Source organism: Streptomyces sp. NPDC079141 (assembly GCF_040686775.1).
Classification (GTDB): domain Bacteria; phylum Actinomycetota; class Actinomycetes; order Streptomycetales; family Streptomycetaceae; genus Streptomyces.
In genome coordinates this window covers 326,254-348,688 of record NZ_JBFBLP010000008.1, presented here as the reverse complement: position 1 = coordinate 348,688, position 22,435 = coordinate 326,254, and the positions used below count along the sequence as shown (strand labels likewise).

19 protein-coding genes are annotated in these 22,435 nt (G+C 71.1%); 5 read left to right on the top strand and 14 right to left on the bottom strand.

The features are described from left to right. Positions 1 to 95: 95 nt before the first annotated feature. From guaB to AB0Q90_RS23815, 3 genes are all read right to left on the bottom strand, one after another. Positions 96 to 1,598: an IMP dehydrogenase gene (gene guaB / locus AB0Q90_RS23825; RefSeq protein WP_363159121.1), complete on the bottom strand. Its 1,503-nt coding sequence runs from the start codon at positions 1,596 to 1,598 to the stop codon at positions 96 to 98. 142 nt (positions 1,599 to 1,740) lie between these two features. Continuing rightward, a complete protein-coding gene (locus AB0Q90_RS23820; RefSeq protein WP_363159122.1) occupies positions 1,741 to 2,328 on the bottom strand; it encodes a sigma-70 family RNA polymerase sigma factor in 588 nt (195 codons plus the stop codon). A 256-nt stretch (positions 2,329 to 2,584) separates the two neighbouring features. Further along, positions 2,585 to 3,196 carry a response regulator transcription factor gene (locus AB0Q90_RS23815; protein WP_003948568.1) on the bottom strand — a complete coding sequence of 204 codons (612 nt, stop codon included), beginning with the start codon at positions 3,194 to 3,196 and terminating at the stop codon, positions 2,585 to 2,587. A gap of 380 nt (positions 3,197 to 3,576) precedes the next feature. On the opposite strand from AB0Q90_RS23815, the gene AB0Q90_RS23810 reads away from it, so the two are divergent. Beyond that, positions 3,577 to 3,906 carry a WhiB family transcriptional regulator gene (locus AB0Q90_RS23810; RefSeq protein WP_363159123.1) on the top strand — a complete coding sequence of 110 codons (330 nt, stop codon included), beginning with the start codon at positions 3,577 to 3,579 and terminating at the stop codon, positions 3,904 to 3,906. 66 nt (positions 3,907 to 3,972) lie between these two features. Here AB0Q90_RS23810 and AB0Q90_RS23805 read toward each other — a convergent pair whose 3' ends face one another. Next, complete coding sequence (locus tag AB0Q90_RS23805) at positions 3,973 to 4,869, bottom strand: LysR family transcriptional regulator (RefSeq protein WP_363159124.1); 897 nt, start codon at positions 4,867 to 4,869, stop codon at positions 3,973 to 3,975. 80 nt (positions 4,870 to 4,949) lie between these two features. On the opposite strand from AB0Q90_RS23805, the gene AB0Q90_RS23800 reads away from it, so the two are divergent. Together AB0Q90_RS23800 and AB0Q90_RS23795 are read left to right on the top strand one after the other, a co-directional pair. Beyond that, complete coding sequence (locus AB0Q90_RS23800; protein WP_363159125.1) at positions 4,950 to 5,618, top strand: MOSC domain-containing protein; 669 nt, start codon at positions 4,950 to 4,952, stop codon at positions 5,616 to 5,618. 83 nt (positions 5,619 to 5,701) lie between these two features. Beyond that, positions 5,702 to 6,475 carry an SDR family oxidoreductase gene (locus tag AB0Q90_RS23795; RefSeq protein ID WP_363159126.1) on the top strand — a complete coding sequence of 258 codons (774 nt, stop codon included), beginning with the start codon at positions 5,702 to 5,704 and terminating at the stop codon, positions 6,473 to 6,475. Here AB0Q90_RS23795 and AB0Q90_RS23790 read toward each other — a convergent pair. Next, positions 6,438 to 9,836, bottom strand: coding sequence for a hypothetical protein (locus tag AB0Q90_RS23790; RefSeq protein WP_363159127.1), 3,399 nt, complete (start codon positions 9,834 to 9,836; stop codon positions 6,438 to 6,440). The genes AB0Q90_RS23795 and AB0Q90_RS23790 overlap by 38 nt on opposite strands. Positions 9,837 to 9,905: 69 nt before the next feature. Between AB0Q90_RS23790 and AB0Q90_RS23785 the strand changes: the two genes are divergently transcribed. Continuing rightward, a complete protein-coding gene (locus tag AB0Q90_RS23785; protein ID WP_363159128.1) occupies positions 9,906 to 10,613 on the top strand; it encodes an ester cyclase in 708 nt (235 codons plus the stop codon). 78 nt (positions 10,614 to 10,691) lie between these two features. Here the strand turns inward: AB0Q90_RS23785 and groL are convergent, their stop codons facing one another. The 4 genes from groL to AB0Q90_RS23765 all read right to left on the bottom strand — a co-directional run bounded on the left by groL (position 10,692) and on the right by AB0Q90_RS23765 (position 14,542). Beyond that, on the bottom strand, positions 10,692 to 12,317 hold the full coding sequence (gene groL, locus AB0Q90_RS23780) for a chaperonin GroEL (protein ID WP_363159129.1): 1,626 nt from the start codon (positions 12,315 to 12,317) through the stop codon (positions 10,692 to 10,694). 120 nt (positions 12,318 to 12,437) lie between these two features. Continuing rightward, positions 12,438 to 12,746, bottom strand: coding sequence for a co-chaperone GroES (groES, locus tag AB0Q90_RS23775; RefSeq protein ID WP_055493212.1), 309 nt, complete (start codon positions 12,744 to 12,746; stop codon positions 12,438 to 12,440). Between the two features lie 207 nt (positions 12,747 to 12,953). Continuing rightward, a complete protein-coding gene (locus tag AB0Q90_RS23770; RefSeq protein WP_363159130.1) occupies positions 12,954 to 13,661 on the bottom strand; it encodes a polysaccharide deacetylase family protein in 708 nt (235 codons plus the stop codon). Next, positions 13,658 to 14,542 (bottom strand): polysaccharide deacetylase family protein, encoded by an 885-nt coding sequence (locus AB0Q90_RS23765; RefSeq protein WP_363159131.1) that lies wholly within the window; start codon positions 14,540 to 14,542, stop codon positions 13,658 to 13,660. Before AB0Q90_RS23765 ends, AB0Q90_RS23770 begins: the two co-directional genes overlap by 4 nt. Positions 14,543 to 14,697: 155 nt before the next feature. Here AB0Q90_RS23765 and AB0Q90_RS23760 point away from each other — a divergent pair, with 155 nt between their 5' ends. Further along, positions 14,698 to 15,858 carry a methyltransferase domain-containing protein gene (locus AB0Q90_RS23760; RefSeq protein WP_363159132.1) on the top strand — a complete coding sequence of 387 codons (1,161 nt, stop codon included), beginning with the start codon at positions 14,698 to 14,700 and terminating at the stop codon, positions 15,856 to 15,858. 151 nt (positions 15,859 to 16,009) lie between these two features. Here the strand turns inward: AB0Q90_RS23760 and AB0Q90_RS23755 are convergent, their stop codons facing one another. The 5 genes from AB0Q90_RS23755 to AB0Q90_RS23735 all read right to left on the bottom strand — a co-directional run bounded on the left by AB0Q90_RS23755 (position 16,010) and on the right by AB0Q90_RS23735 (position 22,434). After that, positions 16,010 to 18,019 (bottom strand): cell wall-binding repeat-containing protein, encoded by a 2,010-nt coding sequence (locus AB0Q90_RS23755; protein ID WP_363159133.1) that lies wholly within the window; start codon positions 18,017 to 18,019, stop codon positions 16,010 to 16,012. Between the two features lie 110 nt (positions 18,020 to 18,129). After that, positions 18,130 to 19,389 (bottom strand): sigma-70 family RNA polymerase sigma factor, encoded by a 1,260-nt coding sequence (locus AB0Q90_RS23750; RefSeq protein ID WP_363159134.1) that lies wholly within the window; start codon positions 19,387 to 19,389, stop codon positions 18,130 to 18,132. A 39-nt stretch (positions 19,390 to 19,428) separates the two neighbouring features. Beyond that, a complete protein-coding gene (locus tag AB0Q90_RS23745) occupies positions 19,429 to 19,785 on the bottom strand; it encodes a YciI family protein (RefSeq protein ID WP_363159135.1) in 357 nt (118 codons plus the stop codon). Between the two features lie 167 nt (positions 19,786 to 19,952). Then, entirely contained in the window at positions 19,953 to 20,996 is a 1,044-nt protein-coding gene (locus AB0Q90_RS23740; protein WP_363159136.1) for an LCP family protein, read from the bottom strand. Between the two features lie 73 nt (positions 20,997 to 21,069). Further along, positions 21,070 to 22,434: an endo-1,4-beta-xylanase gene (locus AB0Q90_RS23735; RefSeq protein WP_363159137.1), complete on the bottom strand. Its 1,365-nt coding sequence runs from the start codon at positions 22,432 to 22,434 to the stop codon at positions 21,070 to 21,072. Between the last annotated feature and the right edge of the window lies 1 nt (position 22,435).

Sequence of the window (22,435 nt, the reverse complement as noted above, 5' to 3'; positions counted from 1 at the left end):
TCCCTGATGCGTTTCAGCGTCTTCCAGTATCGCCGACGGGCACGACAAGGGCGGCCCCGGAGCATCCCGAGGCCGCCCTGACCGAAGACCCGTGACTACTTACGGCTGTAGTTCGGCGCCTCGACCGTCATCTGGATGTCGTGCGGGTGGCTCTCCTTCAGGCCCGCCGAGGTGATCCGCACGAAGCGGCCCTTGGACTCCATCTCCTCGATGGTGGCCGCGCCCACATAGCCCATGGTCTGGCGCAGGCCGCCGACGAGCTGGTGCAGGACGTTGGCCAGCGGCCCGCGGTAGGGCACCTGGCCCTCGACGCCCTCGGGCACGAGCTTGTCGTCGGAGGCGACCTCCGCCTGGAAGTAGCGGTCCTTCGAGTACGACCTGCCCTGGCCGCGGGACTGCATGGCACCCAGCGAGCCCATGCCGCGGTAGGACTTGAACTGCTTGCCGTTGATGAAGAGCAGCTCGCCCGGCGACTCCTCGCAGCCCGCGAGCAGGCTGCCCAGCATGACGGTGTCGGCGCCGGCGGCGAGCGCCTTGCCGATGTCGCCGGAGTACTGCAGGCCACCGTCGCCGATCAGCGGGACGCCCGCCGGGCGGGCGGCGAGGGAGGCTTCGTAGATGGCGGTGACCTGCGGGACGCCGATGCCGGCGACCACGCGGGTCGTGCAGATGGAACCGGGGCCCACACCGACCTTGATTCCGTCGACACCGGCGTCGATGAGCGCCTGCGCGCCGTCGCGCGTGGCGACGTTGCCGCCGATCACGTCGACCGACACGCTCGACTTGATCTTCGACATCCAGCTCAGGGCGTTGCTGTTGTGACCGTGCGAGGTGTCCACGACCAGGAAGTCCACACCCGCCTCGGCGAGTGCCTGGGCGCGCTCCAGGGCCTCGGGGCTGGCGCCCACGGCGGCACCGACGAGCAGGCGGCCCTCGGAGTCCTTGGCGGCGTTCGGGTACTTCTCCGCCTTGACGAAGTCCTTGACGGTGATGAGGCCCTTGAGGAGGCCCGCCTCGTCGACCAGCGGAAGCTTCTCGATCTTGTGCTTGCGCAGCAGCTCCATGGCCTCGACGCCGGAGATGCCCACCTTGCCGGTGACCAGCGGCATCGGGGTCATGACCTCGCGCACCTGACGGCTGCGGTCGCTCTCGAAGGCCATGTCACGGTTGGTGACGATGCCGAGCAGCTTGCCGGCCGGGTCGGTGACCGGAACGCCGCTGATGCGGAACTTGGCGCACAGCGCGTCCGCCTCGGCGAGCGTGGCCTCGGGGTGCACCGTGATCGGGTCGGTGACCATCCCGGACTCGGACCGCTTCACCAGGTCGACCTGGTTGACCTGGTCCTCGACGGAGAGGTTGCGGTGCAGTACACCGACTCCGCCCAGGCGGGCCATCGCGATCGCCATGCGCGACTCGGTGACCTTGTCCATGGCGGCGGACAGGAGGGGGATGTTCACCCGGACGTTGCGGGAAATGCGGGACGAGGTGTCGACCGCATTGGGGAGCACCTCGGATGCACCCGGCAGCAGCAGCACGTCGTCGTAGGTCAGCCCGAGTGTCGCGAATTTACCGGGCACTCCGTCGACGTTGGCAGTCATGACACCTTCCCCAAATGGCCTTGATCGGTGCGGATGTCCATGCTAACGGGAAGCCGGGGTGGCAAATTCCACGGTTCCGCATGACTTCAGGCTTCGTATGTTCGTACGGAGTCTGCGCGCCACCTGTTCAACCAAGGCGGGGTTACTGCTCGGCCAGTGCCCGCAGCCTGCTCAGCGCCCGGTGCTGGGCCACCCTGACCGCTCCGGGTGACATTCCCAACATCTGGCCGGTCTCCTCCGCCGTCAGCCCGACCGCGATCCGCAGCAGAAGCAGCTCCCGCTGGTTCTCGGGCAGGTTGGCCAGCAGTTTCTTGGCCCATTCGGCGTCACTGCTGAGCAGGGCACGCTCTTCGGGGCCCAGGGAGTCGTCCGGCCGCTCGGGCATCTCGTCCGACGGGACGGCCGTGGAACCGGGGCCGCGCATCGCCGCGCGCTGCAGGTCGGCGACCTTGTGGGCGGCGATGGCGACGACGAACGCCTCGAAGGGGCGCCCGGTGTCCTTGTAGCGCGGCAGGGCCAGCAGGACGGCGACACAGACCTCCTGGGCGAGGTCCTCGACGAAGTGCCGGGCGTCGCCGGGCAGCCGGGACAGACGCGTGCGGCAGTAGCGCAGCGCCAGGGGGTGGACATGGGCGAGCAGGTCGTGCGTGGCCTGCTCGTCCCCGTCGACGGCGCGATGGACGAGTGCACCGATCGCCCCTGCGGCAGGTGCCGCCTCGTCGTCGCGCATCGGTCCATGGTGCCTTGCGGCCGTCTGGTCCGTGGCACCGCGTCCGATGTTGTGCACCGAAGCGTTATGAGCAGGTGCGCCGGAACTCATCCCCTGCGCCCTCCCCTTCCGCTCGACCGACTCGTCCCCGAGAGACTCCACATCTCAAGGATGCGGCATCCGCGGCGAAACGAGCATCGGGCACCCGGCGGACCCCGTTGTCACCCCCGCCCGCCGTGCGGCAGGCGGGGATCCTCGTGCCCCCGCTGAGGCCCACCTACCGGACCAGGCCCCACCGGAACCCGAGCGCCACCGCGTGCGCCCGGTCCGAGGCGCCGAGCTTCTTGAACAGCCGCCGGGCGTGCGTCTTGACGGTGTCCTCGGAGAGGAAGAGCTCGCGGCCGATCTCGGCGTTGGACCGACCGTGGCTCATGCCCTCCAGGACCTGGATCTCACGCGCTGTGAGCGTCGGCGCGGCGCCCATCTCGGCGGAGCGCAGCCGGCGCGGCGCGAGCCGCCACGTCGGGTCGGCCAGCGCCTGCGTCACCGTGGCGCGCAGCTCCGCGCGCGAGGCGTCCTTGTGCAGATAGCCGCGGGCGCCGGCGGCCACCGCGAGGGCCACGCCGTCCAGGTCCTCGGCGACGGTGAGCATGATGATGCGCGCACCGGGGTCGGCGGACAGCAGCCGCCGCACGGTCTCGACGCCGCCCAGGCCGGGCATGCGCACGTCCATCAGGATCAGGTCCGAGCGGTCGGCGCCCCAGCGGCGGAGGACTTCCTCGCCGTTGGCCGCCGTCGTTACGCGCTCGACGCCGGGCACGGTCGCGACCGCGCGGCGGAGCGCCTCTCGGGCAAGCGGGGAGTCGTCGCAGACGAGGACGGATGTCATGGCCGCCCTCCGCAGCTGATGCACGTCACCTTGAGCCTCCAGGCTGGTACGAAATCGTCACCTGTGCGGTCGACCGTCTCGGACGCGTGCCCGAGCGCTTGTTCCTTCAACCGCCTCCGCACTCTCAACGACGGTCACTCGAAAGAGTTACGGGGCCGTGCGCCGTCTTCGGCACTCTACGTGAGGGTGCGGACACGGTGCAGACATGCACGGCAGACCCTCAAGCTTTCATCACAACCGTGCCCCATTCGGTCCCTTTTCTTCCCATTTCCTGGTGTCTGAGGCTAGATTCGCAATGAGTCATATTTTCATCTCCTTAGATCGTAGATGTACGGTCGTGGACACCGTATCCGCCCAGAACGGCTACAAGGGGTCACGCAATGGCAGATTTCTCCCGCCTTCCCGGACCGAACGCGGACCTGTGGGACTGGCAGCTCCTGGCTGCCTGTCGCGGGGTGGACAGCTCGCTCTTCTTTCATCCGGAGGGCGAGCGCGGTGCGGCTAGGAGCGCTCGCGAGAACTCGGCCAAGGAGGTCTGCATGAGATGCCCGGTCCGCGCGGAGTGCGCGGCGCACGCGCTGGCGGTGCGCGAACCGTACGGCGTGTGGGGCGGCTTGACCGAGGACGAGCGTGAAGAGCTCATGGGGCGGGCGCGCACGCGGCTGGTGTCGATGTCGGGCACCGGCGGGCATGCGGCCCGGAACAGCTGAGTACAGCTGAAGTAACGTTTCTTCAAAGGGCACGCGTACGCGTGCCCTTGACTCTGCCGCGGCCCGCTAGCGCCGCGCTGCTCGTGCCAACTCGTCCAGCGTGGCCGCCACCGCGGGCACCTGGGCGAGGTCGGGCAGGGTGAGCGCGACGATCTCGCGCCGCACCGCCGGTTCCAGCGTCACCATGCGCGCCCCACGCGGTCGTACGGACTCGACGGCGAGTTGGGGCAGGACGGCGACGCCGAGGCCCGCGCCGACCAGGCCCACGACCGCCGGATAGTCGTCGGTCGCGAAGTCGATGCGGGGCGTGAAGCCCGCGCCCTCGCACACCTCGACCAACTGACCGCGGCAGCGCGGGCATCCGGCGATCCAGGGTTCCGCGGCGAGGTCGCCGATCGCGAGCGACTCCACGCGCGCGAGGCGGTGCCGTTCGGGAACGAGGGCGACGAGGCGGTCCCTCAACAGCGGGCGGACGACGAGGTCGTCCCACTCCCCTTCCTGCGCCGCGCCCTCGTACCGGAAGGCAAGCGCCAGGTCGCAGTCGCCCTCGCGCAGCAGCTCCACGGAGTTCGGCGGCTCGGCCTCCTCCAGGGAGACCCGGGTGCCGGGGTGCGCGGCGCGCAGCGCGGCGAGCGCGGTGGGCACGAGCGTGGAGCTGCCACTGGGGAAGGAGACGAGCCGGACGCGCCCCGCGCGCAGGCCCGCGATGGCGGCGACCTCCTCCTCGGCGGCCGTGAGCCCGGCGATGATCCCGGCGGCGTGCCGGACGAGCGCCTCCCCGGCCTGGGTCAGGCGCATCTCGCGGCCGCTGCGGATGAGCAGGGGCGTGCCGACGGACGCCTCCAGCGCCTTCATCTGCTGACTGACGGCGGGCTGGGTGCAGCCCAGTTCGCGCCCCGCCGCGGAGAAGGAGCCGGTGGCGGCGACAGCGCGCAGCACACGGAGATGACGAGCCTCGATCACCCCTTGAGGATAAGCGAAGCTTTGATACGGCGCCCAATAATGCGTCGACGCTTTGAGCTTCCTTCGCCTACCGTGGCGCCATGAAGCTTCTGTCTGTGAACCTGGGCCGCCGGACGGCGGTCGCCTACACGGATCACCCGCAGGGCGTGACCGGGATCGACAAGCGGCCGACCGACGCCCCCGTACGGGTGACCGCCCCCGGCCCCAAGGGAACCGGCGCGAGCGGGCTCGCCGGGGACGACGTGTGCGACACACGCCATCACGGCGGGGACGACCAGGCCGTGTACGCGATGGCGCGCGAGGACCTGGACGACTGGGAGCGCGAACTGGGCCGCCCGCTGGCGAACGGCGGATTCGGCGAGAACCTCACGACGCTCGGCGTGGACGTCTCCGGCGCGCTGATCGGCGAGCGCTGGCGGGTCGGTCCCGAACTGGTGCTGGAGGTGACCTGCGGGCGGATTCCGTGCCGGACCTTCCAGGCGCACGTCGGCGAGGAGCGGTGGGTGAAGCGCTTCACGGAAAAGGGGGCGCCGGGCGCGTATCTGCGGGTCATCGAGCCCGGCGAGGTGCGGGCGGGCGACGCGATCGAGGTGCTGCACCGGCCGGACCACGAGGTGACGGTGGCGGTGCAGTTCCGGGCGGTCACCACCCAGCGGGAGCTGCTGCCGCGGCTGCTCGCTGCGGGCGAGGCCCTGCACCCGGAGTCGCTGGCGGCGGCGCGGAAGTACGTGGCACAACACGGGATCTGACCGGCTGTTCGCCTCGCCTTCACCAACTGGGAGGCGGTGTGCAGCAATCGGACGTACGCGGTCCGGGTCACTAATCTTTTGCCATGACAACGGCATTGATTACGGGATCGACCGCGGGCATCGGTGCCGCGTTCGCGCGGCGGCTCGCCGCTGACGGCCACAACCTCGTCCTCGTGGCCCGTGACACCAAGCGGCTGCGCGAACAGGCGACCGAGCTGCACGACCGGCACGGCATCGAGGCGGAGGTGCTCACGGCCGACCTGGCGACGGACGACGGCATCGAGGCGGTGGCCGCCCGGCTCTCCGACCGCCGCAACCCCGTCGACCTGCTGGTCAACAACGCCGGCTTCGGCAACAAGGGCCGCTACCTCGACGTCTCCATGGCCGACGAGCTGAAGATGCTCAAGGTGCACTGCGAGGCGGTGCTGCGGCTGACGTCCGCGGCGACGGAAGGCATGCGGGAGCGGGGGCGCGGAGGCGTCGTCAACGTCGCCTCGGTCGCCGCCTTCGTACCGCGCGGCACGTACGGCGCCTCCAAGGCGTGGGTCGTGCAGTTCACGCAGGGCGCGGCCCGGGACCTGGCGGGCAGCGGGGTACGGCTGATGGCGCTGTGCCCCGGCTTCGTGCGGACCGAGTTCCACGAGCGGGCCGGGATGGGGACGGACAACATCCCCGGCTGGATGTGGCTCGACGCGGACAAGGTGGCGGCGACGGCACTGGGGGATCTGGCGCGGGGCAGGACGCTGTCCATCCCGGACCCGCGGTACAAGGTGCTGATGGGGGCGGCGAAGCTGGTGCCCCGCGGGATGCTCGGGGGGATCAGCTCGAAGACGGGGCGGAAGTACGGGCCGCAGTAGGGGTGCCCGGGTTGTTCCGGAAGGCCTCGACGACAACTTGTGCGGTGCGCGGGTCCATACGGAGGAGGGCGGGGAGGGCGTCGAGCCACCCGCCCTGCTCCAGCACCCGGACGACCAGGGCGTGTCCGGTGGCCGGATCGGCGTGCGGGGCAAGGGCGACGGCCGCGCGCGGGCTGAGCCGAGTGGAGTCCTCGTCGAGGCCGGCGAGGGCTGCCGCTCTGGCGTGTGCGCCGGTCGCGACCAGTTGCTCGACCAGATGGTCGTGGGGGTCGCCCCACTGACCGCTGCCGTGGCCCTCGTCGGCGTACCGCTCGGCCTGCTCGTACCAGCCTGCCGCGACCAGCGCCGTCAGCACGCTCCGGTGCTCCAATGGGTGGCTGTTCCCCAGCTGCACGGCGCGCTCGCCGGCCCTGCGTGCTGCGGCTTGTTCACCCAGCGCTTGCCACGCGCGGAAGAGGTGGATGGCCGTCGGCATCATGGCTGCGTCGATGACGGCCTCGGCCCCGTTCACTCCGTACCACTCGTCCAGTGCGGCGCGGGCCTGAGCGTCCCGGCCCGACAGCGCCAGTGCTTCAGCTACGGCCGCCGGAGCGGAATCCCTCTCCTGCGGCTCGTGGATGCGGTGCACCAGGGTCATGGCCCGACGCACCTCGCCGGCCGCGGCAAGGTCTGGAGCCATCTCGCCGTACAAGAACTCCCGCAGGGGCTGGTTCTGGCGGTGGGCCAGGGCCTCGGCCCTGTCGTATGCCCCTTTCGCGATCAGGGCCTGGACGACCGCGCTCCACGCTCTTTGCGCGCGAAACGGCTCGACCGCCGTGTCGACCAGTGCCTGCGCTCTGGCCACCTCCCCGCTGCGGGCGAGCTCCCCGGCCGCCAGGTCGACGGCGTGGTCGTGCACGATGGCCTCGGCGAGAGCGGCGTCCGATGCCGGTCGTGGGGGAATGAGGGATTCGACGCCCTCCAGCACCGACAGGGCGGCCTCCGCATGTCCTGCGGCCCGCAGTTGCTCCGTCACCCTCGCACGTGTCCAGGCCTTCTGGTGGTCCGGTTCCCGATCCCGTACCGCCGCCTCAAGTCGCGCGAGGACCACGGCGGCCTCACCCGGGTGGCCGGCCGCCGCCCAGGAGACGGCGCCACCAGCCAGGGAGTCGGCTCCCAGACCCGGGACTCCCAGCCTCACCGCGAGGGCCTCGGCCCGGTCGAAGCGGCCGGAGGCGGCCAGCGCCTCCACGATCTCGCACAGTGCGTAGTCGTATACGCCCTCATCGTGGATCTCCGCCAGGACGCGCTCGGCCTCTGCGAACCGCCCGGCCCAGGCCAGCGCCCCTGCCAGCTCCGCGGCCGCGGCAGGCCGGTCCACCTCGCCGGCGATGCCGTCGAGCCACTCCTCGGCACGCTCGAACTCACCCATCCGCGCGAGGAGTCCGACCACCGGCGCGCGTGGCACGGCGTCGGCCACCCTGTCCATCAAGGCACGCGCGCGTGCGGACTCACCGGCTCCGCGCAGCTCGTCCACGGTCCGTACGAGGCCGCGCGACCGGGCCAGGCGCTCGGCCTCGGCAAAGAGGGCGCCCGCACGGTCCGGCTCCCGCGCGAGCGCCGCGGCGAGGCGGACCAGGGCCGCCGGTCCGAGCGAGGGTCCCAGCGACCGGGCCAGGCTCTCGGCCCGGTCGTACCGCCCGGCTCCCGCCCACACGCCGACCAGGTCGAGGACGAGCCGTTCCCGGTCGATCTCGATGGGCATCCGGGTGATGCGGGCGTCGAGCTGCTCCGCCTCCTCGTACCGGCCCAGCGTCGCGAAGACCCCCGTGATCCGTACCGCGCACGGGCCCGTGAAGTCGTTCACGGGCCTGCCCGTCAGCTGCGCCGCGGCGTACCGGGCGAGGTCCAGGGCGCGCGCGTGCTCGCCCTGCGCGCAGAGCACCTCCGCGACCCGGGTCAGGGCGTCCATCCGGTCCTGGGCCCTCGGCATCGCCCGGGCCATCGCCTCCGCACGCCCGCCCTGGCCCAGCTTCGCCCAGGCCCAGCACATCAGCGGGCTGATACCGAGGTTGCGGTTCTCCAGTTCGCTCCGGCACATGGCCAGCCGCAGCAGACCGCACAGATCGGCATCCCCCGCCGCGACCAGGTGGCCCCAGGCCACGCGCCCCTCCGCCAGCGCCGCCGCGTCCGCCCCGGTCAGCTCCGCCAGCCGCTCGTGCCGCCGCGGGTCCAGGGCGAGGGCGAGCATCCGGTCCCGGTCGTCAACCGCGGCCAGCAGCCGGAAATACCCCCGCAGCAGATACTCGGGCGTACCCTCCGGCCACCCCCGCCCCCGCCAGTCGTCCGCCCAGGCGTGCAACTGCCCTTGGTATCGGGCGAGTTCCGCCACCCCCAGCATCTCCTGCGCCTGCACCTGAAGTTCCTCGTGGCCCAGCAGATACACGTCCAGCCGCACCCCGAACGTCCGCCCCGCCCGCGTCCGCAGCACATCCGCCACCCGGTACGGCACCGCCCCGGTCAGCTGCGCCAGGTCGTCCGCGGTCAGGCCGCCGCCCGCCGCAGTCACCAGGCCCAGCAGCTCGCGCTCCAGGCCTCCCGCGGCGAGGAGGTGCTTCAGCTCGCGTTCCGCCTCGGTGCGGATCGCCAGGGCATACGGCGACGGGGCCAGCGTCCGTACGGTCTTGGGGTACTTGAGCGGATGCCGCGCCGGTACGTCACCCGGCAGCGGCGGGTTCAGGCGTCCCGCGACCAGCACCCGCATCCCCGCCTCCGGGTGCTCCGGCAGCAGGCTCGCGATGCTGTGGGCGTCGGGGCCGGTCGTGACGCCCCGGTCCTCGTCGAGGCCGTCGACCAGCAGGACCAGGCGTTCGCCGCGCTCGGCGCAGGCCCGGGCGGCGGCGCCGTAGAGGTGCAGCAGGTGCGCCTCGCGGGTGGCCGCGGTGAGGTGGGCGGGGAGAGCCTCGCCGGTCAGCTCCGCGAGCTGTTCGAGGACTACGTCGACGTATGCCGTCACGTCGTTCTGCGCGCCCAGGCGGGCCGTGACGAAGAAGGGGACGATCCGTACGCCCCGCGGCGGGTGCAGTGCGAACCACGACATGAGGGCCGTCTTGCCGGTCCAGGCCGCCGCCCGCCACCAGGCGTAGGACGGGCCGGAGTCGGTCGTGCAGAAGGCGGTGAGGGCCGACAACTCCGGCTCGCGTCCGCACAGTTCGGGTGGGGCGATGCGGCGTACCTGCTCCCAGTACGCCGAGCGCACCTCAGGGGCAAGGGTGATCCGGTTGGCGTCACCGGTGACGGCCACGCCGATGTCGCCGCCAGCCGTCACCGAGCCCTCGCCCGACGCCCGGCCGGTCACCGGGCCCCTCCCCCACCAGCGCATGGCCACATGATGCCAAAGGGCCGAGAATGGGGGGTGAGCAACCGGACCCAGGGGGTCGGAGGCGGCACCATGACGTTCGTACAGATCATCGACTGCAGGACCAGCCGGTTCGACGAGATGAACCGGTTGATGGACAGGTGGGTCGAACAGACCAAAGGGAAGCGGACCGCGACGCACGACATCATCGGCAAGGACCGGTCGGACGCGTCGCACTTCGTCGAGATCGTGGAGTTCCCGTCCTACGAGGAGGCGATGCAGAATTCGAAGCTGCCCGAGACGGACCGGATCTTCCAGGAGATGGTGGCGCTCTGTGACGAGACGCCGACCTTCATGGACCTGGACGTCGTCCGGGACGAACCGCTGAACTCCGCCACCGCGCGGAAGTTCTTCGAGGTGCTCGGCGGCAATGGAGAGCTGTCGACGCTCGGCGAGCTGGTCGCCGAGCACTACCACGACCACGATCCCGCCAACGCGGAGGACACCGTCGGACTGGACGGCATCCGGGCCGAGGTGGAGATGTGGCGGGGCGCGTTCGACTTCGGGTTCACGATCGCGGACCAGATCGCGCAGGGCGACCGCGTGTGCACGCGGTGGCAGTGGAACGGCACCCACCACGGCGACTTCTTCGGCATGCCGGCCAGCGGGACACGCTGTTCCATGACCGGTACGACGATCTTCCGGTTCGGGGAGCAGGGGAAGATCGTCGAGGGCTGGTGGGAGTACGACCGGCTCGGGCTGATGGACGAGCTGGGGGCGCTGGAGGATCTGGAGCACTAGCTCCCGGCACGGGAGAAGTACGGGAGAAGCCCCCGTCCGCCGCAGCGGAACGGGGGCTTCTTCGTGGGGCGGTGTGCCTCAGTGGGCGTGGCCGTGGCCGTGACCCGCGGCGGCCGGCTCCTCCTCTTCCTTCTTCTCGACGACCAGGGTCTCGGTCGTGAGAAGGAGGGAGGCGATGGAGGCGGCGTTCTCCAGGGCGGAACGGGTGACCTTCACCGGGTCGATGACGCCGGCCTTGACCAGGTCGCCGTACTCGCCGGTGGCGGCGTTGTAGCCGTTGCCCTTCTCCAGCTCCGCCACCTTGGAGACGATGACGTAGCCCTCAAGGCCGGCGTTCTCGGCGATCCAGCGCAGCGGCTCGACGGCGGCCTTGCGGACCACGGAGACGCCGGTGGCCTCGTCGCCGGTCTTGTCGAGGTTGCCCTCCAGGACCTTGACGGCGTGGACGAGCGCGGAGCCACCACCGGAGACGATGCCCTCCTCGACCGCGGCGCGGGTCGCGGAGATGGCGTCCTCCAGACGGTGCTTCTTCTCCTTCAGCTCCACCTCGGTGGCGGCGCCGACCTTGATCACGCACACGCCGCCGGCCAGCTTCGCGAGGCGCTCCTGGAGCTTCTCGCGGTCCCAGTCGGAGTCCGTGTTCTCGATCTCGGCCTTGATCTGGGCGACGCGGCCGGTGACGTCGGCGGAGTCGCCGGCGCCGTCGACGATGGTCGTGTCGTCCTTGGTGACCGTGATGCGGCGGGCGGAGCCCAGCACGTCCAGACCGGCCTGGTCGAGCTTGAGGCCGACCTCCTCGGAGATGACCGTGGCGCCGGTGAGGACGGCCATGTCCTGCAGCATCGCCTTGCGGCGGTCACCGAAGCCGGGGGCCTTGACCGCGACCGCGTTGAAGGTGCCGCGGATCTTGTTCACGACCAGGGTCGACAGGGCCTCGCCCTCGACGTCCTCGGCGATGATCAGCAGCGGCTTGGAGGCGCCGGCCTGGATGACCTTCTCCAGCAGCGGCAGCAGGTCCTGGATGGAGGAGATCTTGCCCTGGTTGATGAGGATGTAGGGGTCCTCCAGGACGGCCTCCATGCGCTCCTGGTCCGTCACGAAGTACGGCGACAGGTAGCCCTTGTCGAAGGCCATGCCCTCGGTGAAGTCCAGCTCCAGACCGAAGGTGTTGGACTCCTCGACGGTGATGACACCGTCCTTGCCGACCTTGTCCATCGCCTCGGCGATGAGCTCGCCGACCTGCTGGTCCTGGGCGGACAGCGCGGCGACGGCGGCGATGTCGGACTTCTCCTCGATCGGGCGGGCCGAGGCGAGCAGGTCCTCCGACACGGCGGCTACGGCCGCGTCGATGCCCTTCTTCAGCAGCGCCGGGGAGGCACCCGCGGCGACGTTCTTCAGGCCCTCGCGGACGAGCGCCTGGGCCAGCACGGTGGCGGTGGTGGTGCCGTCACCCGCGATGTCGTTGGTCTTGGTCGCCACCTCCTTCACCAGCTGGGCGCCGAGGTTCTCGTACGGGTCCTCGACCTCGACCTCGCGGGCGATGGTGACACCGTCGTTGGTGATGGTCGGCGCGCCGAACTTCTTGTCGATGACGACGTTGCGACCCTTCGGGCCGATCGTCACCTTGACCGTGTCGGCCAGCTTGTTGACGCCGCGCTCAAGGGCGCGACGGGCGTCCTCGTCGAACTTCAGGATCTTCGCCATGACAGCGGGAGCCCTCTCGGAAATCTGTGGGTGAAAAAAGGCACTGCGCCCCGGGCGCCCGGCTTCTCAAGTGGTCGCGGGGGCCAGGGGCGCAGCGTCAAGCAATGTGCTTGAAGTGAATTACTTCTCGATGATCGCGAGCACGTCGCGAGCCGAGAGGACGAGGTACTCCTCGCCGTTGTACTTCACCTCGGTGCCGCCGTACTTGCTGTACAGCACGATGTCGCCGGTCTTGACGTCGAGCGGCAGGCGCTCGCCGTTCTCGAAGCGGCCCGGGCCCACGGCCAGGACGACGCCCTCCTGGGGCTTCTCCTTGGCGGTGTCCGGAATGACCAGGCCCGAGGCCGTGGTCTGCTCGGCGTCCAGCGGCTGGACCACAATGCGGTCCTCAAGCGGCTTGATGGCAACCTTGGAGCTGGCGGTCGTCACGATCCGACCTCCCCCTTCGGAGATCTCACGGGGTTAACTGTCTGAGGTGGCGACCAGGTCGATCCGTCGTCGCGGGTGCCGGACCTGCCCGTCGCTGTGTTGGCACTCTCCAGGGGGGAGTGCCAGAGCCGAGACTATGACCGGCATTAGCACTCGGTCAAGCGGACTGCTAATGCGCGCCGTGCCGCCCGGCAGTTCCGGACGGCTTCACAGGTAGTCCTCCAGCCGTCCCACCCGCAGCCCCCGCCCCTCGATCTCCCGCAGCACCCGCGTCGTCCGCTCCACCAGCGTCAGCCCCGTCGGGTCGTCCGACGGGAGGGAGACGATGTCGCCGGGGCGCAGACGGGACGCACCCCCGGTGTAGGCGAGGCGGCCGTCGGCCCCCATCGTCGCCCGCCACAGGACGACCGAGCCGATGCCGCAGTCGGCCGCCGCGCGGAGGGTGGTGGCGTCGTAGCGGCCGTGGGGCGGGCGGAAGAGGCGGGGGCGGACGCCGAAGCGGGCGCGGAGCTTGTTCTGCTGGCCGCAGATCTCGGCGCGCTGGCCGGCGTACGGCAGGCCGCGCAGGGCGGTGTGGTCGAGGGTGTGGTTCTGGATCGACGCGCCCACCGACTGCAGGCGCGCGAAGTGGCCGTAGCCCGGGCCGGCCACGCTGTCCGTGAGGAACATGCTGACGGGCAGGCGCAGTTCGCGGACCAGGTCGACGAAGCGGGGGTCCCGCTCGGCGCCGTCGTCGTAGGTGAGGAAGACGACGGCGTCCCGGGTGGGGACCTGTTGCACGACCGGCGGGCGGGACGGCTGCGCCGGCAGGGGCAGGGGCGGCCGGTCCGAGGGCGCGGCGGGGCCCGCGAACCGGCCGCAGCCGGTCAGCAGCGCGGCCGCCACCACCCCGGCGAGCAGGCCCCGCAGCCTCACAGGTAGTCCTCCAGCCGGGCCACGGCGTACCCCTCGGCCGTGACCCGGTCGAGGAACCGCCGGATCATGTCGGTCATCGTGCCCTTCCAGTGCTCCTTGCCGCGGAAGTGGCTGAGGACGATGTCGCCGGGGTGGATGTCCCGGTCCCACTCGCGGTACTCCCAGCGGTCGACGAAGACCTCCTCGTTCCACAGGGGGGCGTGGGTGATGCCGCAGGACTTGGCGGCGCGCAGGGTGGTGCCGTTGTAGCTGCCGAAGGGCGGGCGGAAGAGGCGGGGGCGCTTGCCGTAGCGCTTCTCGATCACGTCCTGCATGCCGCAGATCTCGTGCCTCTGGCGGGCGTAGGAGAGGGCGGGCAGGAAGGGGTGGTGGAGGGTGTGGTTGTTGAGGCCGACCCCGCTGTCCCCCATCCGCTCGAAGTAGCCGTAATCCTCCTTCACCAGGTAGTCGCTGAGGAAGGCGGTGTACGGGACCTTCAGTTCGCTCATCATCCGCAGGAAGGCCGGGTCCTTCTCGGCGCCGTCGTCGATGGTGAGGAAGACGATCTTCTGCTCGGTGGGGATCGTGGTGAAGACGGGCGGCAGGCCGCGTTCCTCGTGGCCGTCGACCTCGAAGCCCTTGCGGGTCGTGATCCTCGGCTTCTTCGCCGGGGGCGCCGGGGGCGTCAGCGGAACCCGCTTCAGGCCCCAGCGTTCGGCCACGGCCGCGGAGGCGCGCAGCTTGGTGGCGTAGGCGTCCAGGGCGCGGGCCCAGGGCGCCTGGAGGGGCTGCTGGCCGGGTGCCGGGCGCACCTTCGTGCCGGGGCCGGAGCCGCCGCCCTGCGCGCAGCCGGAGGCGATGGCGGCGACGGCGAGCACGGCGAGTCCGCCGCGGATCCGCATCCCCGGAGCAGACCGGTTTTTGTCATTTTGTCCTACTACTCGCATGGTGCCGGATCCTCGCAGGGCCCCGCCGGGAACCCGCGCCGACACCGCCGCCGGAGGCGCACGGTCCACCGAGTGGCCCACAAGAAGCCGGTCTGGCCCACAATGACCCGGTGAACGACCTCGCTCCCCTCCTCACCCCCGAGGGCCGCGCCCTCCTCGACGAAGTGCGCGGCACCGCCCCCGCCGACGAGCTCGCCGTCGCCACCCGGCTGCGCCGCGACCATCCCGCCGAGCTGGTGTCGGCGGCGCTCGGCCAGGCCCGGCTGCGGCAGCGGGCGGCGGCGAAGTTCGGGGCCGAGGACGCCGGGCGAATGTTCTTCACCCCGAACGGGGTCGAGCAGTCGACGCGGGCGAGCGTGGCCGCGTACCGGGCACGGCGTCTGCGGGAGCTGGAAGTGACCTCCGTGGCCGACCTGTGCTGCGGGATCGGCGGTGACGCGATCGCGCTGGCCCGGGCCGGGATCCGGGTGCTGGCGGTGGACCGGGACCCGCTGACGGCGGCGGTGGCCCGGGCGAACGCCGAGGCGCTGGATCTCGCCGGCCTGATCGAGGTCCGGGAGGCGGATGTGACGGAGGTGGACACGGCCGGGTACGACGCCGTGTTCGTCGACCCGGCCCGACGCGGCGGCCGGGGCCGCATCTTCGACCCCGAGGCCTACTCGCCACCGCTCTCCTGGGCCGTCCAGGCCGCCTCGAAGGCCCCGCACGCCGCCCTGAAGGTGGCCCCCGGCATCCCCCACGAAGCGGTGCCCGCCGAGGCCGAGGCCGAGTGGATCTCGGACGGCGGGGACGTGAAGGAGGCGGTGCTGTGGTTCGGGACCGCGCCCGGGGCGGTCCGGGCGACCCTGCTGCCCGGCCCCCGGACACTGCTCGGCCGCGGCCTCCCCGACCCCGAAGTCCGGCCCGTCGGACGGTACTTGTACGAGCCCGACGGCGCCGTCATCCGAGCCCATCTGGTCGCCGAGGTCGCCGAGGACCTGACCGGCGGACTGATCGACCCCACCATCGCGTACATCACCGCGGACGAGCTGCGCCCGACCCCGTACGCCACCGCCTACGAGATCACCGACCGACTCCCCTTCAACGTCAAGAAGTTGAAGGCCCTGCTCCGGGAGCGCGAGGTCGGCATCCTCACCGTCAAGAAGCGCGGCTCCGCCGTCGAGCCGGAGGAGCTGCGCAAGAAGGTCAAGCCGCAGGGGCCGAACTCGGCGACCGTGTTCCTGACCCGGGTCGCGGGGGCGCCGACGATGCTGGTCGGGGCCCCCGCGTGAGCGGCCGAGCGGGTCGGGCGAAGTCGGCTGCGGTTCGGTAGCGCCCCGAAGGGGCGCGGGGCTGCATCGATATGCGGCTCCGCCGCGCGCGACCAGCCACGACGGCGCCGCGGCCGACCGACGGCACAGCGCCGCGCTTCGAGCGGAACGCCTAGCGCGTGGCCGTCGTGCGCAGCGCGGTGAGGTCCGGGCTCGCCTTGGGCGTCGCCGCCAGGGCGCTCGGACTCGCGGCCGGTTCAAGGCCGTTGTAGTACGCCGTGTAGTCCCACAGGCTGCTGCTCGCGCTGATCGCCGAGCCCGCGGTGTTCACCGCCGCCGTCGACACCGAGCCGGTACCACCGAAGACGGCCACGAAGCGGACGTTCGCGGCACCCTTGACCAGGTACGACCGGGTCTCGGTGGAGAGCGCGTCGGACTGCGTCCACAACAGCGGACCGTAGACGTTCATCGCCGCGCCGGCCGTGGCGCCGCCGCGCCAGCTGTCGGTGTCGGCGAGGGCGGCGTTGCGCGGGCCGCCCCACCAGAAGCGGGCGAGCGCGGCCGCGGTGCCCTCGTGGGTGCTCGCGACGACCGGGTAGTAGGAGTACGTCGACGGCCAGTTGGAGAACGACGTGTGCGTCAGCGCGTACTTCGCCGAGCCGCCGACGGGGATGATGTGCGTGGTCCGCGGGTCGAGGCCGTTGAGGTACGACTTCACGGACGCCGTCAGGCTGTTGCCGTCGTTGAGGACGACGACGGACTTGCCGCTCCGGCCCGTCCCGCCGGCGGCGGAGGCCGCGGCCAGCGCCGCGTGGTAGTCGTTGCCGGTCGCGAGGAAGACGTCCGTCGGAGCGCCGGTCATCGCCTTGGCGACGGCGACCGAGGTCGAGTAACGGGACGTGCCCGCAAGGCGCTTGGGGGTGAAGCCGAGCGCGGAGACCTTCGAGGCGACGGTGCCGCTCAGGATCGACGTGCCGCCGACGAGGTAGACCGTCGCGCCGGGCTTGAGGATGCGCTTGAGCTCGGTCTGCACGGTCGAGGACAGCGCGCTGCCAGAGGTCAGCAGGACCGGGCCGCCCTTCTTGCCCGCGAGCGCGGGGGCCGTCAGCGCGTACGCCTGGCTGTCCTTGGAGACCAGCACGGCGGACGAGGCGTCCTTCAGGCCGGGCTCGCTCTGGCCGACGGTGTTCCAGGTCCAGCGGGACCCGGCGATGTTGGTGCCGTAAATGTCGGCGCCCCAGACCCGGCCGACGTCGTTCTTGCGCAGGGGCTGCCAGGCGAGGTCCCACTTCGCGGTGGAGGGGGTGTCGTAGATGACCTTGGTGGTGCCGGTGGCGAGGTCGAGGATCTCGTTGCGCAGCTCGTTCGAGGTGTTCACCACCTCGTACGCCAGCCGGGCGCCGTCGGGCGACCAGGTGGGGCGCCGGACGCTGCCGGTCTCCTCGGGCAGCAGGCGGGTCGCTCCGGTGCCGTCCGTGTTGATCACGTACAGCGCCTGGTCGAGGGTGTACGCGACCTTGGTGCCGTCCGGGGAGATGGACGGGGCGCTCGCCCTGCCGTCCATCAGCTTCTTGAAGGTGCCGGTCGGGCCGTCGTAGACCCACAGGGCGCCGTAGCGGCTGTCGCCGCCGCAGGTGCTGCCCGAGCGGATGAACGCCAGCTTGCCGCCGATCGCGCCGCTCGGCTGGGAGTCACAGCCTTCCTGCGCGGTGCCGAACAGGTGCTGCTGGTAGCGGCTGCCGTCGGACGGGGCGACACGCAGCCGGCCGTTGAGCTCGAAGACGACCTGGCTGCCGCTGCCCCAGAAGGTGGGGTCTCCGGCGAGGATCGTGTTGGTCGTCCTGACCGGGAGTTCCACGGGGCCGGTGAAGTTGTACCGGACGACGTTGACGCGTCCGGTGACCTGGTTGACGTAGGCCATGCGGCTGCCGTCGGGTGACCAGGAGGGCTTCATGGCGTCCGAGAGCCGCTTCACCGGCGCCGCCGATCCGTCCTCGGCCAGCTGCGAGATCTGACCGTCCATGTCGGCGGTGAGGATGCCGGTGGTGGCGGGCCAGTCGGCGGTCTCGGCCGAGGCCCCCGGCGCCGCCCCGACCGCCAGGCCCGCGGCCAGTGCCGTCGCCGCCGTGAGCGCGACGAGTCCGCGGCGCGTGCCGGCGCCGCTCGATCCGGAAGATCGCATGCGTAAGTACCCCCCACGGGTGTCGGAGCGCTGCCGGACCGCGGAAGGACGTCACGCCGGCTGCGGCAGCCGCGCAACTGTAAACCGCCGCTGACCAGGAAGGGAATGGGTCACCGGGCGCCGAGCGAACGGATTTTCGCCCGGAGCAGCTCCCGCTCCCGTTCGTTGCGGGTCAGCGCGGCCGCCCGCTCGAACTCCGCCGCCGCCTCCGCCGGACGCCCGAGGCGGGCCAGCAGATCTCCGCGCACGCTCGGCAGCAGGTGGTAGTCGCGCAGCGCCGGTTCGGCGGCGAGGGCGTCGACGATGTCCAGGGCGGGGGCCGGGCCGTCGGCCATCGACACGGCGACCGCGCGGTTCAGCTCCACCACCGGGGAGGGGGCGCGGGCGGCGAGCAGGCCGTAGAGCGTGGCGATGGACCTCCAGTCGGTCTCCTCGTAGGTGTACGCGTGCGCGTGGCAGGCGGCGATGGCGGCCTGGAGGGCGTACGGGCCCGGGGCGCCGGTGGCGTTGGCCCGGCCGAGGGCGGCGACTCCGCGGGCGATGAGCATGCGGTTCCAGCGGCGGCGGTTCTGGTCCTTCAGCAGGACCGGTTCGCCGTCCGGGCCAGTGCGGGCCGTCACGCGGGCGGCCTGGAACTCCAACAGGGCGGTGAGGCCGTGGACTTCCGGCTCCTTCGGCATCAGCCCGGACAGCACCCGGGCCAGCCGCAGCGCGTCCTCGCACAGGGCCGGGCGCAGCCAGTCGTCGCCCGCGGTGGCGGCGTAACCCTCGTTGAAGATCAGGTAGATGACGTCGAGGACGGAGCCGAGACGGGCCTCGCGGTCGGCGCCGTAGGGCACTTCGATGGCGATGTTCTTCGTCGCCAGGGTGCGCTTGGCGCGGACGATGCGCTGGGCGACCGTGGGCTCGGGCACCAGGAACGCGCGGGCGATCTCAGCCGTGGTCAGACCGCCGAGCAGACGCAGGGTGAGGGCGATCCGGGCCTCGGTGGACAGCACCGGGTGGCAGGCGGTGAAGACGAGCCTGAGCAGGTCGTCGTCGATGTCGTCGGGGTCGGCGGGCTCCTCCGGGGGCGCCACGTCCGACAGGTCCCGGCCGATCTCGGCGAGCTTGCGGGCGTAGTTCTCGCGCCGGCGGATCAGATCGACGGCGCGGTGTCTGGCGGCGGCCGTCAGCCAGGCGCCGGGGTTGTCGGGCACGCCGTCCCTCGGCCACTGCTCCAGGGCGGCGACGAGGGCGTCCTGCGCGAGCTCCTCGGCGATGCCGACGTCCCGCACGATCCGGGCGACGGCGGCGATCACGCGGGGGGCCTCCATACGGAAGACCGTTTCGATGGCGCCGCGCGGGTCGGCGGTGGGCTGTGCTGTCACAGCCCACCATCAGACACCCGTACGCACGCGCAGCCAAGGTCAGCCCTCGGCGATCTCCCGCACCTCGCAGGTCACGGTCCAGTGCGCCTCGTGGATCTTCAGGAACCGCTTGGTCCACTCGATCGCCTCGGCCTTGTCCTTGGCCTGCATCAGCGCATAGCCGCCGACGACCTCCTTGGACTCGGTGAACGGCCCGTCGGTGACGGACAGTTCGCCGCCCGCGTAGTGCACGCGGGTGCCCTGGGCGGTGGGGGTGAGGCCTGCGGTGTCGAGCAGGACGCCGGCCTTCGTCATCTCCTCGATCAGCTCGCCCATGCGCTGCATCAGCTCGGCGCTGGGGCCCTCGGCGGGGGCGTTGGTCTCGTCGATGCGAACGAGCGACAGGTAGCGGGGCATGGTGACTCCTCGGAACTCGTGGTCGGGCCGGTCCTTCCCGGCCTCTCACCCATGCGTCGATCGCGGGACACCCGGATCGACATCCCCGCCAAAATAATTCCAAGATCTTTTACGCGCAGGTGTTTCCGCAGTTCAGGCAGGTGTTTTCACGGTTCGGAGGGTCTGCCTCAGCGCAGCGACTCCCACAGTTCGCTCGCCTCCGGCTCGTCCGCCACCACCCGGTTGGGGTCCGAGGGGGCCCGCACCACCGGCATCGTCACCGTCCGGACGCTGTCCTCCGACAGACCGCTCAGGCTCCTGCCGAGGCCCGTCAGCTCGGTCAGGGAGTCCAGGCCGGTGTCGGTGGTGAGGCTGCCGGTGACCGCGTCGGCCACCTGGTAGAGCTCGGTGGGGTCGGTGAGCAGGCTCGTCGAGGAGATCTGCGCCAGCAGCGCCTTCACCAGCGTCTGCTGCAGGCCTATGCGGCCCAGGTCGCTGCCGTCGCCTATGCCGTGCCGGGTGCGGGCCAGGGCGAGGGCCTGCTCGCCGTCGAGATGATGGGTGCCGGCCTCCAGGGTGAGGTGGCTGTCCTCGTCGTCGATGTCCTCCTCCGTGGTGACGGTGACGCCGCCGAGCGCGTCCACCAGGTTCGCGAAGCCGGAGAAGTCGATCTCGATGTAGTGGTCCATGCGGACGTTCGTGAGCGACTCGACGGTCTTGACCGCGCAGACCGGACCGCCCACCGCGTAGGCGCTGTTGAACATCGCGTTGTAGGCAACCGCTGTGGACCCGCCGTCCTCCAGCGGGCAGGACGGCCGGGTGACGAGCGTGTCCCGCGGGATGCTCACCACCGTCGCCCCGGTCCGCCCCGCGTCGATGTGCACCACCATCGCCGTGTCGGAGCGGGCGCCTTCGCTGTCACCGCCGCCGAGCGCCTGGTTCTGCGCGCCGCTGCGCGAGTCGGAGCCCAGGACCAGGATGTTCAGGGCCTCGCTGGGCAGTTCCTCGGTGACGGCCGAAGGAGACGGCGTCACCTTGGGCGGCCGGTCGTCGCCGAGCGCGCTGTTGATGTCGACACTCTGGATGTTGTCGTTCAGCTGCCAGTACGCCCAGCCCGCCGCGGCGGCGGCCAGCACCAGTACGCCCGCCAGTGCGAGGCCGGCGGCCTTGAGCACTCTCGACCGCCGGCCCACTCTTCTGCCCTCGTCCCCGTTCGCGTCGTCTCCGGTCACGGACAGGAACGTAAGTCCGAATTATTACAAGGAGCGCGTCGCGGACGGTTTTCTTGAGAAATTCTCAGATTTCTCAGCCCAGTGTCACGGTCGGCACCGGATTGCTCCCGCTCCAGGTCGCGTTGAACCCGAAGGTCACCGAACCGCCGTCCGGCACCGTCCCGTTGTAGGAGGCGTTGGTGCAGCTGACCGCCGCGCCCGTCTGGGTGCAGTTCGCGTTCCAGGCCTGGCTGATCTGCTGGCCCGCGCCGTACGTCCAGTTCACCTTCCACGACGACAGCGAGGCCCCGTCGCACGCGATCCGTACCTGCCCCGTGAACCCGGTGTTCCACTGGTTGGCGACGCTGTACGTCGCCGTGCACGCATCCGTCGGCGGCGGTGTGGTCGTGCCCCCGAGGGCCTCCGCGATGGCGTAGTACGCCGGTTTCGGCACGTAGTTCTCGTCGTACGGGGTCGCCGCGCCCTCGCCCGGGAAGGTGGACGGGATCCAGGAGTCGGAGTCGGTGAAGCCCCACACGGTGACGCCGTGGCACCGGGTCACGGCGACGCAGGCGTTCACCACCTGCTTGTACTCGGTGGCCTGCTGGGCGAGCCTGGCGCTGTCCGAGGGCGTGGTCATCCGGATGTCCAGCTCGGTGATCACCACGTCGACGCCGAGGTCGGCGAAGCGCTGGATGTTCTGCTGGAGCGTGGACGGCACCTGACCGAGGATGAGGTGGGCCTGCAACCCCACCCCGTCAATCGGCACTCCGCGCTCCTTCAGCGACTTGACCAGGTTGTACAGGGCGGTGCTCTTCGCGTTGACGCCCTCGACGTTGTAGTCGTTGATGTACAGCTTGGCGCTCGGGTCGGCGGCCCGGGCGGCGGTCAGCGCCTGGGCGATGTAGTCGGCGCCGAGGCCGTTGTACCAGAGCGTCTGGCGGTAGGTGCCGTCCTCGTTGAACGGCTCGTTGACCACGTCCCAGGTGGCAAGCCGCCCCTTGTAGCGGCCGACCTCGGTGGCGATGTGGTCGGTCATCAGCTGGCCGAGCTGGGCCGGGGTCCAGCTGCCGTTCGTCAGCCAGCTGGGGTTCTGGCTGTGCCAGACCAGGGTGTGGCCGCGAACCTGCTGGCCGTGCGCCTCGGCGAAGTCCACGATCTGGTCGGCCTCGGCCCAGTTGAAGTTGGACCGGGTCGGCTCGACCGAGCCCCACTTCATGGCGTTGCCGGGGGTGAGCGCGTTGAACTGCGTCCCCGCGATGTCGCCGTAGGTGCCGGTGAGCTTGGACCCGGTGACCGCCGTGCCGATGACCTTGCCCTTGGCGTCGGCGAGGTCGCGCAGCGGAGTGTCGGCGGCGTGGGCGCCGGTCGTCCCGGCGACGAGCAGGCCACCGACGGCGGCCGCCCCGGCGATCAGCGCGGCCAACCGCGTCCGTAGAGACGATCTGGAGGTTCTCATT